Annotated in this window: 13 protein-coding genes; 5 read left to right on the forward strand and 8 right to left on the reverse strand. The window is 71.1% G+C overall.

Features of this window, described 5'->3' with window-relative positions; translation table 11 throughout:
* Positions 1-81: 81 nt before the first annotated feature.
* The 3 genes from ACWCQ1_RS15795 to ACWCQ1_RS15805 are packed head-to-tail and all read right to left on the reverse strand — an operon-like array spanning position 82 to position 3,447.
* Entirely contained in the window at positions 82-831 is a 750-nt protein-coding gene (locus tag ACWCQ1_RS15795; RefSeq protein WP_358602614.1) for a succinate dehydrogenase/fumarate reductase iron-sulfur subunit, read from the reverse strand.
* Positions 828-2,774: a fumarate reductase/succinate dehydrogenase flavoprotein subunit gene (locus ACWCQ1_RS15800; protein WP_451026702.1), complete on the reverse strand. Its 1,947-nt coding sequence runs from the start codon at positions 2,772-2,774 to the stop codon at positions 828-830. Before ACWCQ1_RS15800 ends, ACWCQ1_RS15795 begins: the two co-directional genes overlap by 4 nt.
* Before the next feature lies 1 nt (position 2,775).
* Complete coding sequence (locus tag ACWCQ1_RS15805; RefSeq protein ID WP_358602675.1) at positions 2,776-3,447, reverse strand: succinate dehydrogenase; 672 nt, start codon at positions 3,445-3,447, stop codon at positions 2,776-2,778.
* A 120-nt stretch (positions 3,448-3,567) separates the two neighbouring features.
* On the opposite strand from ACWCQ1_RS15805, the gene ACWCQ1_RS15810 reads away from it, so the two are divergent.
* Entirely contained in the window at positions 3,568-4,455 is an 888-nt protein-coding gene (locus ACWCQ1_RS15810) for a LysR family transcriptional regulator (RefSeq protein WP_133046590.1), read from the forward strand.
* Positions 4,456-5,055: 600 nt separating this feature from the next.
* Here the strand turns inward: ACWCQ1_RS15810 and ACWCQ1_RS15815 are convergent.
* The 3 genes from ACWCQ1_RS15815 to ACWCQ1_RS15825 form a co-directional block, all read right to left on the reverse strand.
* Entirely contained in the window at positions 5,056-7,191 is a 2,136-nt protein-coding gene (locus ACWCQ1_RS15815) for a putative bifunctional diguanylate cyclase/phosphodiesterase (protein WP_358602620.1), read from the reverse strand.
* A complete protein-coding gene (locus ACWCQ1_RS15820; RefSeq protein WP_133046588.1) occupies positions 7,188-8,000 on the reverse strand; it encodes an SAM-dependent methyltransferase in 813 nt (270 codons plus the stop codon). The genes ACWCQ1_RS15815 and ACWCQ1_RS15820 overlap by 4 nt, the downstream gene beginning before the upstream one ends.
* A 270-nt stretch (positions 8,001-8,270) precedes the next feature.
* Positions 8,271-9,248, reverse strand: coding sequence for an SCO0930 family lipoprotein (locus ACWCQ1_RS15825; RefSeq protein ID WP_358602623.1), 978 nt, complete (start codon positions 9,246-9,248; stop codon positions 8,271-8,273).
* Positions 9,249-9,522: 274 nt separating this feature from the next.
* Here ACWCQ1_RS15825 and ACWCQ1_RS15830 point away from each other — a divergent pair, with 274 nt between their 5' ends.
* The 3 genes from ACWCQ1_RS15830 (at position 9,523) to ACWCQ1_RS15840 (ending at position 11,642) form a co-directional block, all read left to right on the forward strand.
* Positions 9,523-10,122: a hypothetical protein gene (locus ACWCQ1_RS15830; protein WP_451026703.1), complete on the forward strand. Its 600-nt coding sequence runs from the start codon at positions 9,523-9,525 to the stop codon at positions 10,120-10,122.
* Positions 10,123-10,137: 15 nt separating this feature from the next.
* Positions 10,138-10,902 carry a bestrophin-like domain gene (locus ACWCQ1_RS15835; RefSeq protein ID WP_358602629.1) on the forward strand — a complete coding sequence of 255 codons (765 nt, stop codon included), beginning with the start codon at positions 10,138-10,140 and terminating at the stop codon, positions 10,900-10,902.
* A gap of 212 nt (positions 10,903-11,114) precedes the next feature.
* Positions 11,115-11,642, forward strand: a complete 528-nt coding sequence (locus ACWCQ1_RS15840; RefSeq protein WP_358602631.1) for a hypothetical protein — start codon at positions 11,115-11,117, stop codon at positions 11,640-11,642.
* Positions 11,643-11,738: 96 nt separating this feature from the next.
* Here ACWCQ1_RS15840 and ACWCQ1_RS15845 read toward each other — a convergent pair whose 3' ends face one another.
* A complete protein-coding gene (locus tag ACWCQ1_RS15845) occupies positions 11,739-12,227 on the reverse strand; it encodes a hypothetical protein (RefSeq protein ID WP_133046584.1) in 489 nt (162 codons plus the stop codon).
* A gap of 332 nt (positions 12,228-12,559) precedes the next feature.
* On the opposite strand from ACWCQ1_RS15845, the gene ACWCQ1_RS15850 reads away from it, so the two are divergent.
* Positions 12,560-13,222: a class F sortase gene (locus tag ACWCQ1_RS15850; RefSeq protein ID WP_358602633.1), complete on the forward strand. Its 663-nt coding sequence runs from the start codon at positions 12,560-12,562 to the stop codon at positions 13,220-13,222.
* Between the two features lie 29 nt (positions 13,223-13,251).
* Here ACWCQ1_RS15850 and ACWCQ1_RS15855 read toward each other — a convergent pair whose 3' ends face one another.
* Positions 13,252-14,091, reverse strand: coding sequence for a polysaccharide deacetylase family protein (locus ACWCQ1_RS15855; protein ID WP_451026704.1), 840 nt, complete (start codon positions 14,089-14,091; stop codon positions 13,252-13,254).
* Between the last annotated feature and the right edge of the window lie 84 nt (positions 14,092-14,175).

Below are 14,175 nucleotides of genomic sequence, written 5' to 3' on the forward strand. Positions count from 1 at the left end.
ACAGGCGAGACGGGGCCGGGGAGCACCTCCCGACCCCGCCCGTCCGCACCCTGGGGCGAACGTCTTTCTGCCTGGTGGCCGCTACCTCTTCGCCACCTTCCGCGTGGCGCGCAGCCACTCCTTGTTCATGCTGGTGATGGACACCAGCGGGATGCCCTTGGGACAGGCCGTGGCGCACTCCCCGGCCAGGGTGCAGCCGCCGAAGCCCTCTTCGTCCATCTGCGCCACCATGTCCAGCACCCGGGTCTCCCGCTCGGGCGCGCCCTGCGGCAGGACGCCCAGGTGGTTGACCTTGGCGGAGGTGAACAGCATCGCCGCGCCGTTGGGGCAGGCGGCCACGCAGGCGCCGCAGCCGATGCACTCGGCGTGCTCGAAGGCGAAGTCGGCGTCCGGCTTGGGCACCGGTGTGGCGTGCGCCTCGGGCGCGGAGCCGGTCGGCGCGGTGATGTAGCCGCCGGCCTGGATGATCCGGTCGAAGGCCGAGCGGTCGACGACCAGGTCCTTGACCACCGGGAAGGCGGCGGCCCGCCACGGCTCGATGTCGATCGTGTCGCCGTCCTTGAAGGACCGCATGTGCAGCTGGCAGGTCGTGGTGCGCTCGGGTCCGTGCGCGTCGCCGTTGATGACGAGCGAGCACGCGCCGCAGATGCCCTCACGGCAGTCGTGGTCGAAGGCGACCGGGTCCTCGCCTGCCAGGATGAGCTGTTCGTTGAGGACGTCGAGCATCTCCAGGAACGACATGTCGGAGGAGATGCCGTCCACCTCGTACGTGGACATGGCGCCGTCGGTGTCCGCGTTCCGCTGCCGCCAGACGCGCAGGGTGAGCTTCATGCGTAGCTCCGCTGGGTGGGATGGACGTACTCGAAGACCAGGTCTTCCTTGTGCAGGGTCGGAGCCTCGCCGGTGCCGGTGAACTCCCAGGCGGCCGCGTAGGCGAACTCGTCGTCCCTGCGGGCCGCCTCGCCGTCCGGGGTCTGCGACTCCTCGCGGAAGTGGCCGCCGCAGGACTCGGCGCGGTGCAGCGCGTCGAGGCACATCAGCTCGGCGAGCTCCAGGTAGTCGACGATGCGGTTCGCCTTCTCCAGCGACTGGTTGAACTCCTCGCCGGTTCCGGGCACCTTGATGCGCCGCCAGAACTCCTCGCGGATCTGCGGGATGCGCTCCAGGGCCTTGCGCAGACCGGCGTCCGTGCGGGCCATGCCGCAGAACTCCCACATCAGCTCGCCCACTTCGCGGTGGAAGGAGTCGGGGGTACGGTCGCCGTCGACCGACAGCAGCAGGTTGAGCCGGTCCTCGGTCTCCGCCAGCACCTCCTGGACGACCGGGTGTTGGTCGGTCACCGGCTCCTGGTGCGGGTTGCGGGCGAGGTAGTCGTTGATGGTGGCCGGGAGGACGAAGTAGCCGTCGGCCAGGCCCTGCATCAGCGCCGAGGCGCCCAGCCGGTTCGCCCCGTGGTCCGAGAAGTTGGCCTCGCCGATCGCGAACAGGCCGGGGATCGTGGTCTGCAGGTCGTAGTCGACCCACAGCCCGCCCATCGTGTAGTGCACCGCCGGGTAGATGCGCATCGGCACCTCGTACGGATCCTCGTCGGTGATCCGCTGGTACATGTCGAAGAGGTTGCCGTACTTGGCCTCGACGGCCTTTCGCCCCATCCGCCTGATCGCGTCGGCGAAGTCCAGGTACACGCCCTGCCCGCCGGGGCCCACCCCGCGTCCCTCGTCGCACACGTTCTTCGCGGCGCGGGAGGCGATGTCGCGCGGGACCAGGTTGCCGAAGGAGGGGTAGATGCGCTCCAGGTAGTAGTCGCGCTCGTCCTCGGGGATCCGGTTCGGCGGCCGGTCGTCACCTTTGGCCCTGGGCACCCAGATCCGTCCGTCGTTGCGCAGCGACTCGCTCATCAGCGTCAGCTTGGACTGGTGGTCGCCGGTGCGCGGGATGCAGGTGGGGTGGATCTGGGTGAAGCAGGGGTTGGCGAAGTAGGCGCCGCGGCGGTGCGCCCGCCAGATGGCCGTCGCGTTGGAGTTCATGGCGTTCGTCGACAGGTAGAACACGTTGCCGTAACCGCCGCTGGCCAGGACGACGGCGTCCGCGAAGTACGTGGAGATCTTCCCGGTGATCAGGTCCCGGGCGACGATGCCGCGCGCCCGCCCGTCGACGACGATCAGGTCCAGCATCTCGGTGCGCGGGTGCATCTCGACGTTGCCCGCCGCGATCTGCCGGCTGAGGGCCTGGTAGGCGCCGAGCAGCAGCTGCTGGCCCGTCTGGCCGCGGGCGTAGAAGGTGCGCGAAACCTGGACGCCGCCGAAGGAACGGGTGTCGAGCAGGCCGCCGTACTCGCGGGCGAAGGGCACGCCCTGTGCCACGCACTGGTCGATGATCTCGACCGAGATCTGCGCGAGGCGGTGGACGTTGGACTCGCGGGCCCGGAAGTCGCCGCCCTTGACGGTGTCGTAGAACAGGCGGTGGACGGAGTCGCCGTCGTTGCGGTAGTTCTTCGCCGCGTTGATGCCTCCTTGCGCGGCGATGGAGTGGGCGCGGCGCGGGGAGTCCTGGTAGCAGAACTGGACGACGTGGTAGCCCTGTTCGGCGAGGGTCGCGCCGGCGGAGCCGCCCGCGAGGCCGGTGCCCACGACGATCACCGTGTGCTTGCGCCGGTTGGCCGGGTTGACCAGCTTGGCCTCGAAACGGCGCTTGTCCCAGCGCTCGGCGACCGGCCCGGCGGGCGCCTTGGTGTCGGCGACGGGTTCGCCGGTGACGTAGTCGGTGTAGGTCATGTCAGCTCACCACTCCGGTCATGACGCCCACGGGTACGGCGATGAAACCGGCCGTGAGCAGCAGCGCGAGGACGTTGGCGACGGCCTTGAGGGCACGGTCGCGGCTGCGGCTGCCGGCGCCGAGGGTCTGGGCGGCGCTCCAGAAGCCGTGCCGCACGTGCAGCCCGAGCGCCAGCATCGCGACGATGTAGATGACGTTGCCGTACCAGGTGGAGAAGGTGTCCACGACGTTCTGGTACGGGTGGCCCGGCTGGAAGCCGCCGGAGTGCACGGTGCCGGTGGTCAGGTCCAGGACGTGCCAGACGATGAACAGGCCGAGGATGATCCCGCCCCAGCGCATGGTACTGGTCGCGTAGGTGGCCTTCGGCTTTTTGTGCACGTACTTGCTGGGCCGCGCCCTGATGTCGCGGCGGCTGAGCTGGTAGGCGGAGACGGCGTGCGCGACGACGGCGACCACGAGGACGACGCGGATCAGCCAGAGCGTCCACTCGTAGTGCATGAACGGTTCGCCGATGGTGCGCAGCCAGTGCGCGTAGTGGTTGAACTCGCCCGCGCCGAAGAAGATCTTCAGGTTGCCGATCATGTGGACGACCAGGTACAGCAGCATGATCAGGCCGCTGACCGCCATCACGGTCTTCTTGCCGACGGAGGAGTCCCACACGGTGCGTGCCATGGACGGCCGTCGGTCCGTCCGCGTTGCCAGAGCCATGTCTCCAGACGCTAGGGCCGAACGGCCCCATCGGTCCAAGACATGGTCCGGCTCGTTTCGATAGGCGCAGACTATGCTGGGTGGGTGCAGTTCCAGCAGCTCCAGTACTTCGTGGCGGTCGCGGAGACCCGGCACTTCACCCGGGCCGCCGAGGCGGTCCATGTCGCCCAGCCGTCCCTGTCCCAGCAGATCAGGGCGCTGGAGCGGGAGCTCGGCGCGGACCTGTTCCAGCGGGCGCGGGGCAACATCACGCTCACCGACGCGGGCGAGGCGCTGCTGCCGCTCGCCCGGCGCATCCTGGCCGACGCGGACACCGCCCGGCACGAGGTGCAGGAGCTGGCCCAACTGCGGGGCGGCCGTGTGCGGTTGGGGGCGACGCCGAGCCTGTGCACCGGTCTGCTGCCGGATGTGCTGCGCGCCTTCCACGACCGCTATCCCGGCATCCGGCTGCTGATCGAGGAGGGCGGCTCGCACGATCTGGTACGGCTCCTGGCGCGGGGCGCGCTGGATCTCGCGCTGGTGGTGCTGCCACTGCCGACGCCCTCCCCCGCCCTGACCACGGTCGAGCTGCTGCGCGAGGACCTGGTCGTGGTCTCCTCCCCGGAGGCGCCCGCACCCGGTGGCCCGGGGCGTCGTACCGTCCGCGTCCCGGACCTGGAGGGCGAGCGCCTGGTGATGTTCCGGCACGGCTACGACCTGCGCGAACTCACCGTGGCCGCGTGCCGTGCGGAGGGGTTCGAGCCGGTGTTCGCGGTGGAGGGCGGGGAGATGGACGCGGTGCTCGGGTTCGTCCGGGCGGGGCTGGGGGTGGCCGTCGTACCCCGCATGGTCGCGACACGGTCGGGGCGGGGGCTACGGGTCACCCCGCTCGCCCGGCCCGGTCTGCACCGCACGATCGCGCTGGCGCACCGCAGCGATGTGGCTCCGCCTCGGGCCGCGCGGGAGTTGCAGCGGATGCTGCTGGAGCGGTGACGCAACGCTTCCGCGCACCAGATCGAGCCGGGACCGCCGCCGGTGATGTTGCGCGAGCGACCCCCCGGCGGGGAAGAGGACGGTCGGCGATGCGGCGAGTGGAGAAGCGGCCGGTGAGGTGGCCTTGGAGTGGCTGGGCGACCACGTCGTCCGGCGTGACACCGATGGCGGTCGGGACCACCCGGGCCACGAACGGGGCGTCGACGAAGGCGGCAGGCCGCCTCCGAGCCGGCCGGAGCACTGGGCCGCGCTGCCGGGAGGTGTTCGCGGGGTTGCGCACCGGCGCCTTGGTCTTGGGGCGCCGGCGAACGCCGGCCCGGCCCTCGGCTCCGCCCCGGCCGCCCGTGCGACGCCGCTGCCCCGGCTCCGTCGCCTGCGCGGGCCGTGACGTCCGGCAGGGCACTCTCCCGGGCACCGGAGCCGCTCCGCAGGCCGCGCGCCCCGCCCCGCGCAGCGGCCTGGCGTCGGGCGGGATCGCCGAGTTCCCGTGCACGCCCCGCGTTTGAACCCGCACCTGTCGTGCGTGCACGCCGCACGGTGCCGCCCGGGCCGCCGTAGCGGGCACGGAGCAGAGGCCCGGGTCTGGGCGGCCCCGGCGGGTCAGCCCGTCGCGTCGACCAGGGCCAGTTCGTGGAGGCGGTCCGGTGGGCCGGGGCGGGCGTAGTACCAGCCCTGGGCCGTGTCGCAGCCCAGTATCCGCAACTGCTCGGCCTGCGCGCCTGTTTCCACGCCCTCGACCGTGACCGCGAGGTCCAGGCTGTGGGCGAGGGAAACGATCCCCTCGACGATCTTGAGGTCGACGGGGTCCGCGGGGAACTGCTGCATGCTCTGGGTGAAGGAGCGGTCCAGCTTGAGGATGCTGACCGGCAGCCGGCGCAGGTTCGCCAGGTTCGAGTAGCCGGTGCCGAAGTCGTCGAGGGCGATGTCGACGCCCATCTCGGCGAGCCGGCGCAGGGGTTTGAGCAGGTCGTCGTCCGCGCCGATCAACGCCGACTCGGTGACCTCCAGGCACAGGGCGTCCGGTGCGACGCCCGCGCGTTCCAGGATGTCGACGGTGTCCTGGACCAGGCCGGGGTGGGTGAGCTGGCAGGGCGAGAGGTTGACGTTGATCCGCAGGGGGCCCGCGTCGTCGTACCGTTCTCGCCATTCGCGCGCCTGCCGGACGGACTGTTCCAGCACCCAGCGCCCCAGCGGCACGATGAGGCCGGTGTGTTCGGCGAGTGGGATGAAGCGGTCCGGGCCGAGGACGCCGTGCTGCGGATGCAGCCAGCGCACCAGCGCCTCCGCGCCGCGCACACTGCCGTCGCCGAGGTGGACCAGCGGCTGGTACTCGATGAAGAACTCGCCCCGCTCCAGCGCGGCGGGCAGCGCGGTGGTCAGGCCGTGCCGGGTGATGACGCGGGCGTCGGCCTCCTCGTCGGCCAGCTCGAAGCGGTTGCCGCCCGCCGACTTGGCCCGGTACATGGTGATGTCGGCACTGCGCAGCACCTCCGCCGGGCTGCGGGTGCCGGCCGGTCCCTCGACGATGCCGATGCTGCCGCGGACCGTCAGCTCACGGCCGTCGATGCTGATCGGCGCGAGCAGGGCGTTCATGATGCGGGCGGCGAGCTCGTCGACCTCGCGCTCGGTGTCGGGGCCGGTGGTCAGCGCCACGAACTCGTCACCGCCGAGCCGGGCGACCATCTCGCCGGGCGCGGTGGTGCAGGACTGGAGCCGGTCGGCGACCTCGACGAGCAGCCGGTCGCCGGCCGCGTGGCCGAGGCTGTCGTTGACGGTCTTGAAGCCGTCGAGGTCGAGGTAGCACAGGCCGAAGCGCTGGCCCTGGCCGGCGCCGAGCGCCTTCTCCAGGCGTTCGAAGAAGAAGGTGCGGTTGGGCAGGCCGGTGAGGGCGTCGTGCGTGGCCTCGTAGCGCAGCCGGAGGTTGAGCAGCCGGCGCTCGGTGGTGTCCTCCATCAGCGCGAGCTGGTACTGCGGGTTGCCGTCCGCGTCCCGCAGCAGGGAGACCGTGAGGTTGGTCCACAGGACCGTTCCGTCGGGGCGGTAGAACGCCTTCTCGAGGTGGTAGTGCTCGCGCTCGCCGCGGACGAGTTCCTCGTAGAGGGTCCAGGTCTGCGGGGCGTCCTCGGGGTGGGTCCACTCCTTGACGTTGCGGGCGCGCAGGTTCTGCTCGGAGTGGCCGAACATCCGCAGCAACGCGCCGTTGACCTGGAGGATGTTGCCGTCCAGGTCGGCCATGCCGATCCCTATGGCCGCGCCTTCGAACACCGCGCGGAAGCGGGCCTCGGTGGCGTGCAGCGCCTGCGCGACCACGCCCTGCGCCTGCAGCGCGGCGGCGGAGATGGCCTCCTGCTCGGCCAGCGTCCGCTCACGCAGCGCCTGCGCGAACCCGGCGGCCATGGCGTGCTGCAACCGCGAGCAGCGCGCCCGCAGTTCCTCCTGGTCGCCGTCGGCCCCGCAGTACAGCACGAGGTAGGCGTCGACGCAGTCGAGGGTGCGGCTGAGCGCCTCGGGGTCGGTGCAGTGCGCGGTGACCAGCGCCGCCCCGACCGCCCTGCCCTCGTCCGCGTCGAGCGGGCGGGCGTGCAGGGCCTGGCTCAACCGCCGGGCCAGCGGCAGGAGTCGCTCCTCGAACTCCGGCCGGGTCAGCGACGTGGAGGTCACCGGGAACACCGCCCGGCTCCAGATCGTCGCGAACCGGCGCAGTCTGTCCTCCGGCCCGTCCGGCTCCGCGCTCACGCCGTGCGCCCAACGCCGGCGAACCCGGAGAAGGCATACGGATCCTCGTCCTCCGGTGCCTCCTGCGGCCGCCACAGCGGCGGCGGCACCAATCCCGGTTCCACCATGTCGTACCCCTCGAAGAACCGCGCGATCTCGTCGCGCGAGCGCATGATCAGCGGGTTGCGAATGTCCTTGTACACGTCCACCGCGCCCTCCGCCCGCTCCGGCGGCAGCGGGATTCCCTCGTACGAGGCATGGGTGAGCACCAGCAGGCTGCCGGGCGCGAGCGCCTCGCGCAGCTCGGCCACCGCCGTGTACGGGTCGTCCGCGTCTTCCACGAAGTGCAGTATGGCAACGAGAAGCAGCGCCACCGGCCGGTTCAGGTCGATCAGCCGCTCCACCTCGGCGCCGGCGAGGATCTCCTGGGGCTTGCGGAGGTCGGCGGCGACCACGCCGGCGTCCTCGTTGCCCGCGAGGACCGCCTGGCTGTGGGCGACGGCGACCGGGTCGTGGTCGACGTAGACGACCTTCGCGCCGGGGCGGGCCGCCTGGGCCACCTCGTGGACGTTGCCGAAGGTCGGGATGCCCGAACCGATGTCCAGGAACTGGTCGATGCCCTCGTCGACGGCGAAGCGCACCGCGCGCCGCATGAACGCCCGGTTCGCCTGCATGATCTTGGGCAGTCCCGGCATGAACTCCATGGCCTTGCGGGCCGCTTCCCGGTCGACCTCGAAGTTGTGCGAACCGCCCAGGTAGAAGTCGTAGATCCGCGAGACGCTCGGCACCGAGATGTCGATGCTCCGGGGGGCCCAGGCGGGACGCTCCATCTATCTCTCCAAGGGCGTAGGCGATCCGGTGTTCGAGCTGAGGCTACTGATCGCCTGCCAACGGGGCGAGCCGAAACGGAAATTGACCATCCGTTCCCGGTCACTGCCTGCGGCACGTGCCGCATTCGCCCGGCCAAAACGCGGCAAAACGGCCGCGTCGGCCGCACATGGGCAGCACGTGAAAAGCGGTCCGCCCCCTCCGTGCGGAGCGGAGGGGGCGGACCTGCGATCGAACGCGCCTCGGTGCGATCAACCCTGGGGAGGTGACGCCTACTTCTTCGGCGCGCCGATCGGCTTTCCGGAGGGGGCCATGACGTACCAGGTGCCGCCGACGCCCTGACCGTTGGTGTCCCCCGGCTTGGTGTCGCCGGAGAAGGTGTACGCCGGCCAGCAGTCGACGGTCATCTGCTTGACGCCGTCGGGCCGGGTGAAGCCCATCAGGCCCTTCTTCTCGATGCCCTTGGTGTCGTTGGGCTCGACCGGCGCGACGGCCGGCCACTTCTCCAGGCAGGAACCGGTGCAGTTGGAGATGACCTTCGGCCAGGCCTGGTCCTTGATGAACCGGTAGACCGTCATGCCGTTCTTGTCGACGACGATGTCGCCGAGCTTGGGGTCCTTGCGCACGGACAGCCCGGGCAGGCTCGCCAGGGTGGCCTTCTTGCCGGTGGGGGCCAGCGCGAACCACTTGCCGCCGACGCCCTGGCCCGCGATGTCGCCGGCCTTGGTGTCCTTGGCGTAGCGGTACGCCGGCCAGCCCGCGATGGTCAGCTGCTTGGTGCCGTCGGCCCGGGTGACCTCGCCGAGCAGGGACTTGTCGATACCGGCGCCCGCCGAGGCGTCGTCCGCGGAGACGGGCGGCCAGGCCTTGGCGCAGTCGCCCTCGCAGTTGGACTTGGGCGGCTCGGCCGTGTCCTCGTCGAAGCGGTAGAGGGTCAGACCGGCGCTGTCGGTCAGCACCTTGCCCAGCTCGGCGTTCTGGGTGACGGCGAGCTGACCGGCGGGCGAGTTCTGGCTCGCCGCGCCCTGCTGGCCGTCGGCGCCGTAACCGTTGCTCGGGCTCGCGCTGACCCCGGCACCGGCACCGGTGCTGGTGCCGACACTGCCGTAGCCGCCGCCGGCCGGAGCGGTGGCGCCCACGTTCTGGCTGCCCACCGAAGAGGTTCCGCTCCCCTGGCCGCACGCGGTCGTCAGAGCCAGGATGGCTGCGGCACCCACCACCATGGAGGCGCTCCGCCAGGAGGTCTTCATCGTCAACAACTCCCCATAATCGCAAGGCTGTTGCAGCGCCCTGCTGCGCCGCCGCACGAGCATGGGTACGCATGGGACCAGCGGTTGTGTTCAACCGCCTCACAAATTTCTTTTCGGAACCTGTGCCACCGCCACCCCGACTCGCACGCGCGTGCGTATCCAAGGAACCTCGAAGTGGCGCCGGTCAAACCCGAGTACGCCCGTGATCCCCCGATCGGGCCAATCCCCCCGCCCTCCGGCGTGGGAGCGCCCGACAGGGCTCATGATCTCGGTCGTGCATGGACCCGAACCGACGCAAACCGCCTTCGCCGCACGGGCATTGGCGCTGGTGGCGCTGACCTGGCTGCTGGTGGGGGCGCCGGCCGCACCGGCCGCCGCCGACGCCTGCGCGTACGCCTCGACCGGCCCGGACGGCATCCAGGCGGTGGCGGTCGCCGGAAGCCCGTCCTGGCCGACACCTCCGGTCTGTCCGGAACCCCCTCCGCCGCCGCCGACGCCGACGCCGTCGTGCCCGAGCCCGACTCCGACGCCCACCCCCACCCCGCCCCCGAAGCCCCGGCCCACCCCCAGACCGACCCCGCCCCCGGCACCCAAGCCCACCCCGAAACCCGTGCCGCCACCGCCGCCGCCCCGGCACGTGGCACCGCGCCCGACCCCACCCCCGCCTCCGCCGGCACCGACTCCACCTCCGCCGCCGAAGCCGACGCCTCCGCCCAAGCCCACCCCGCGCCCGTCCGTGACCCCGGTGAGCTATCCGCACTACCGCCCGCCGGCTCCGCACCGGCCCACGCATGACGGCCCGTCGCCGCTCACCTTCGTCCTGCTCATCACCGCACCGGCCGCGATCGCCGTCGCCGCGCTGCGCCCCCGCTGAATCTGGAGGCACCTCTTGCCGGACTGGCTTGTTCTCACCCTCGCGATGCTGGCCGCCTGCGTCGTGGTGGTCGTCATCACCCTCGTACGGCACAAGGCGGCACCCGACGACGAGGACCCCAGCGAGACCCCGGACGTCATCGAGTACATGACGATGTGGATCGGCGTGGTGTACGCCATCGTCCTGGGCCTCGCCATCGCCGGGGTCTGGGAGGGCCGCAGCGCCGCCCAGGACCATGTGCAGGCGGAGGCGATGGCGTTGCACGAGGTCTCGGAGCGGGTACGGGTCTATCCGCCCGACGTCCGCGACCACATTCGCGCCGATGTCAACGCCTATGCCGGACACGTCGTCGAGGTCGACTGGAAGGCGATGGCGGACCACGGCAAGGTCACCGCGCGCGGTGATGAGCTCTTCCGGCGCATCCGGGAGGACGTCACCGACTACCAGCCGAAGAACGACTTCGAGGGGCAGGCCTACCAGCCGCTGCTGGACCAGGTGACCGCGGCCGATCAGGCACGTACCGCCCGCGCGGACTCGCTGGGGGCCACCATGCCGGGCGTGGTCTGGTTCGGGCTGCTGTCCGGGGCCGTCATCACCATCGGGATGATCTTCGCCCTGCAGATCAGGCGGACCGGACGCGAACTGATCCTGGCCGGGCTGTTCTCCGCCCTGATCGCCTTCCTGCTCTTCCTGATCTGGGACTTCGACGCGCCCTACAGCCGCGGCATCACCGCCTCGGCGGAGCCCTTCCTGAATCTCTTCCCGCACCTCAAGGGCTGACAGAGCCTCACCTGACGGGCCACCCGGAGGACACCCGCCACGCCGCGCGTGTCCCCCGGGTAGCCCACACGTGTGCCCCATTCGCCCGACTGCGATCGCGCAGGCGCACACCTGTTCCTAGCGTTTCGGTCATCGAGGTGCATTTGTGGCGCACTCTCATGGCGCAAGCGGAAAAGGTCCGCAGCTGCTCCTCGGGGACCGGAGGATCCGCCATGCGCGCGATACGCGTCGCTTCGGCCGCACTGCTGGCCGTCAGCGCCCTCGCCCTCTCCACACCGGCCGCCCTCGCCGGCACCATCGCACCGATCACACCGTTCGGCTTCAGCGTCCTGCCCTCGACCGTCGTCCCGGACGGCGAGGTCGCGCTGCAACTCCACCGCGACGGCGGCTGCAGAGGGCCGGCGACGGTGAGCTCGGCGGTGTTCGACACGGTCACCATTCCCCGGGGCAGCTCCGTGGCCGTGGCGACCGTCGACTGGGACGCCAAGCCCGGGGCCGTCTACCAGGTGACCTTCACCTGTGACGGGGCGAGCGGCTCGACGGGCCTGACCATCGCGGGAGGCCGACCGGTCGGCCCCACGCCGGTGCCGGTGAGTCCCGTCAGTCCCCACCGTGGTGTGCACGCCGGTGACGGTGGCAGCATCGCCGGGTTCGACCTGAAGGAGATCGGCATGGGGGCCGCGCTCATCCTGGGCTCCATCGCGGCGGCGTACCACTTCTCGCACCGCCGCGGCGCCTGACTCAACGCCTTGGTCCCGGATCCTCGAGGGAATCCGGGACCAAGGCGTTTCACGTGCGATCGGTCCTGCGAAGGGGTCCTCCCAAAGGGTGCAGGTTCAGATCCGCCGCTCCGCCCTGCGGCGCATCCAGAACACCCCGCCGCCGACGACGGCCGCGGCCACCAGCCCGCCGCCGATCGCCACGTCGGTCGGTGTGGCGCCGCTGGAGCTGCTGCCGCCGAGACCGCCCTGGACGCCGCCGATGACGGAGAAGGCCGCGGGGTTGATCACGGTGCCGTTGGCGCAGACGACGCTGATGCTGTGCGATCCCTGGCGTGCGTCACGGTTGACGGTCGCGGTGCCCGTCGCCAGAGTGCCGCCCCGCGAGGTCAGCTGGATCGGCCGGAAGGCGTCCGAACTCGCGGTGGCAGGGGTGCTGCAGTTGTTGACGGTGATGGTCAGCTGTCCGCCCCGGGCGATGACGCTAGGCAGGGCCACGATGTTGCTCGGGCTGGGCATGCCGTCCCGCGCGACGGACGCGGGGGCGGCGATCCCGAGGACGGCGACCGCGGCGGCGGACGCCGCCAGGGCACGAGTGGTACGCATGTGATCCTCCGCGGAAGACGCCCCGGGACCCGTCCCCGGTCGATCGGCGAGAAAGCGTCTCCCAGAAAGACCCTCAGATGTCGTGCACGCGCGCGCATTTCGGCGCTGGTCCGTCCTGGTGAGAGGACACGCCGACCGATTACCGCACAATCGGATATCGGCGCAGGTCACATGCCGTCAGAAAATTCCTGGGGACGGCAACTCGGATGGCGCACCCAAGACACGCGGGGCACCCGTTCGCGCCTCAGCCGTCGCCGGTTTCACGCGCGCCACTTAGCGTTCTCGTATGCGCGAATGACGGGGCGACGGCCGCGTCGAGAGGGGAAAGTCGAATGGCTGCGTTCGAGCTGGCCGAGGAAGAGGAGGAGCTGCGCCCGAAGAAGCGTGCTCCTTGGGGCGTGATAGCGCTTGTTCTGCTGACCGGCCTCGCCCTCATCCGGAACGGATCGGGGGAGTTCGACGTGGGTCCGCCGCAGCCCGCCTCGGCCGCCGCGGCGGACAGCCGTGTCCCCGGCACCTTCCGCAGCGTCCAGGCGTTGCCCTACGCCCAGCCCGACCGGGTCAGGATCCCGGCGATCCGGGTCGACGCGCCGGTCATGCCGGTGGGTCTGGACCCCGACGGCTGGGTGGCGGCGCCGCCGCCGGAGGACCCGAACCTGGCGGGCTGGTTCACCGGCGCGGTCTCGCCCGGTGAGAAGGGGACCGCGGTCGTCGTCGGCCATGTCGACAACAAACAGGGCCCCGCCGTGTTCTACGGCCTGGGGGCGCTGAAAAAGGGAAGTCGCGTCGAGGTCGCGCGGAAGGACGGAAAGACGGCCGTTTTCGAGATCTACGGCATCGAGGTCTTCGCGAAGGCCAACTTCCCCGGAGACCGTGTATACGGTTCCAAGGGGGCCCCGGAACTCCGGGTCATCACCTGCGGCGGCGGTTTCTCCAAACAGCACGGTTACGACGGGAATGTCGTCGTCTTCGCCCGTCTGGTGGAGGTCCGCTGAGGATTCCCGACCGGACGGGCGAATGCGGCTCACGCGTCGGGGCATCTGGGCACGGTGAGGTGGTACCCGGAATCGAGAAGCTCGGGCAAGTACTCCTTGAGCGCCCGGACGCTCTGGGAACGGTCGCCCCCGGCGTCGTGCGAGAGCACGACGACGCCGGGGGCGGCGCCGTCCTCGACCCGGTGGACGATGCTGCGGGTGCCGGGCGTGGTCCAGTCGAGGGTGTCGACCGTCCAGGCGAGGGGTTCCATGCCCAGGTCGGCGCCCAGTTGGAAGGCGGCCCGGTTCCAGGCGCCGTAGGGGGCGCGGAACCACCGGGGCTTCTCGCCGTAGGCGTCCTCGATGACGTCACTGGTGCGCTTCATCTCGCTGCGGATCTGGGCGCGGGTGAGCGTGGTCAGCAGGGGGTGGGACCAGGTGTGGTTGCCGACGACGTGCCCCTCGTCGGCCATCCGGGCCAGCAGGTCGCGGTTCCAGTCGGCCTGCTCACCGCAGACGAAGAACGTCGCGTGGACCTCGTACTCGGCGAGGGTGTCGAGGATGTGCGGGGTGTAGCGGGGGTCGGGTCCGTCGTCGAAGGTCAGCAGCATGGTGCGACCGCGGCCGGACATGCGCAGGAACGGCTCGTGCCGGACCGGGAGCGGGGCGTGCGCGGCCTGTGGGGGCCCGTAGCCGGTCAGGGGCTGCAGACGGTAGGCGGAGGGCTTGAGCACGGCGCGTGCCTGCGGGCCGGCGGCGGGAGCGGCGGCCCTGAGGGCCGGCCCCTCTCCCCCGCCCAGCGCGACCGCGGCGGCGGTGCCGGCCGCGCCCAGAGCGGTGACCCCGGCGAGCAACGCCCGGCGCCGCGTGAGGAACTGATCCTTCTTCATGTGTCATCACTCGCCCGGCACCGCACCGACGCCCCCCAGCAACACCGGTCCGGCCCCGGGAAACCACCCGCTCGGCCCAAGCCG

It is taken from the genome of Streptomyces sp. NPDC002144, assembly GCF_053593695.1.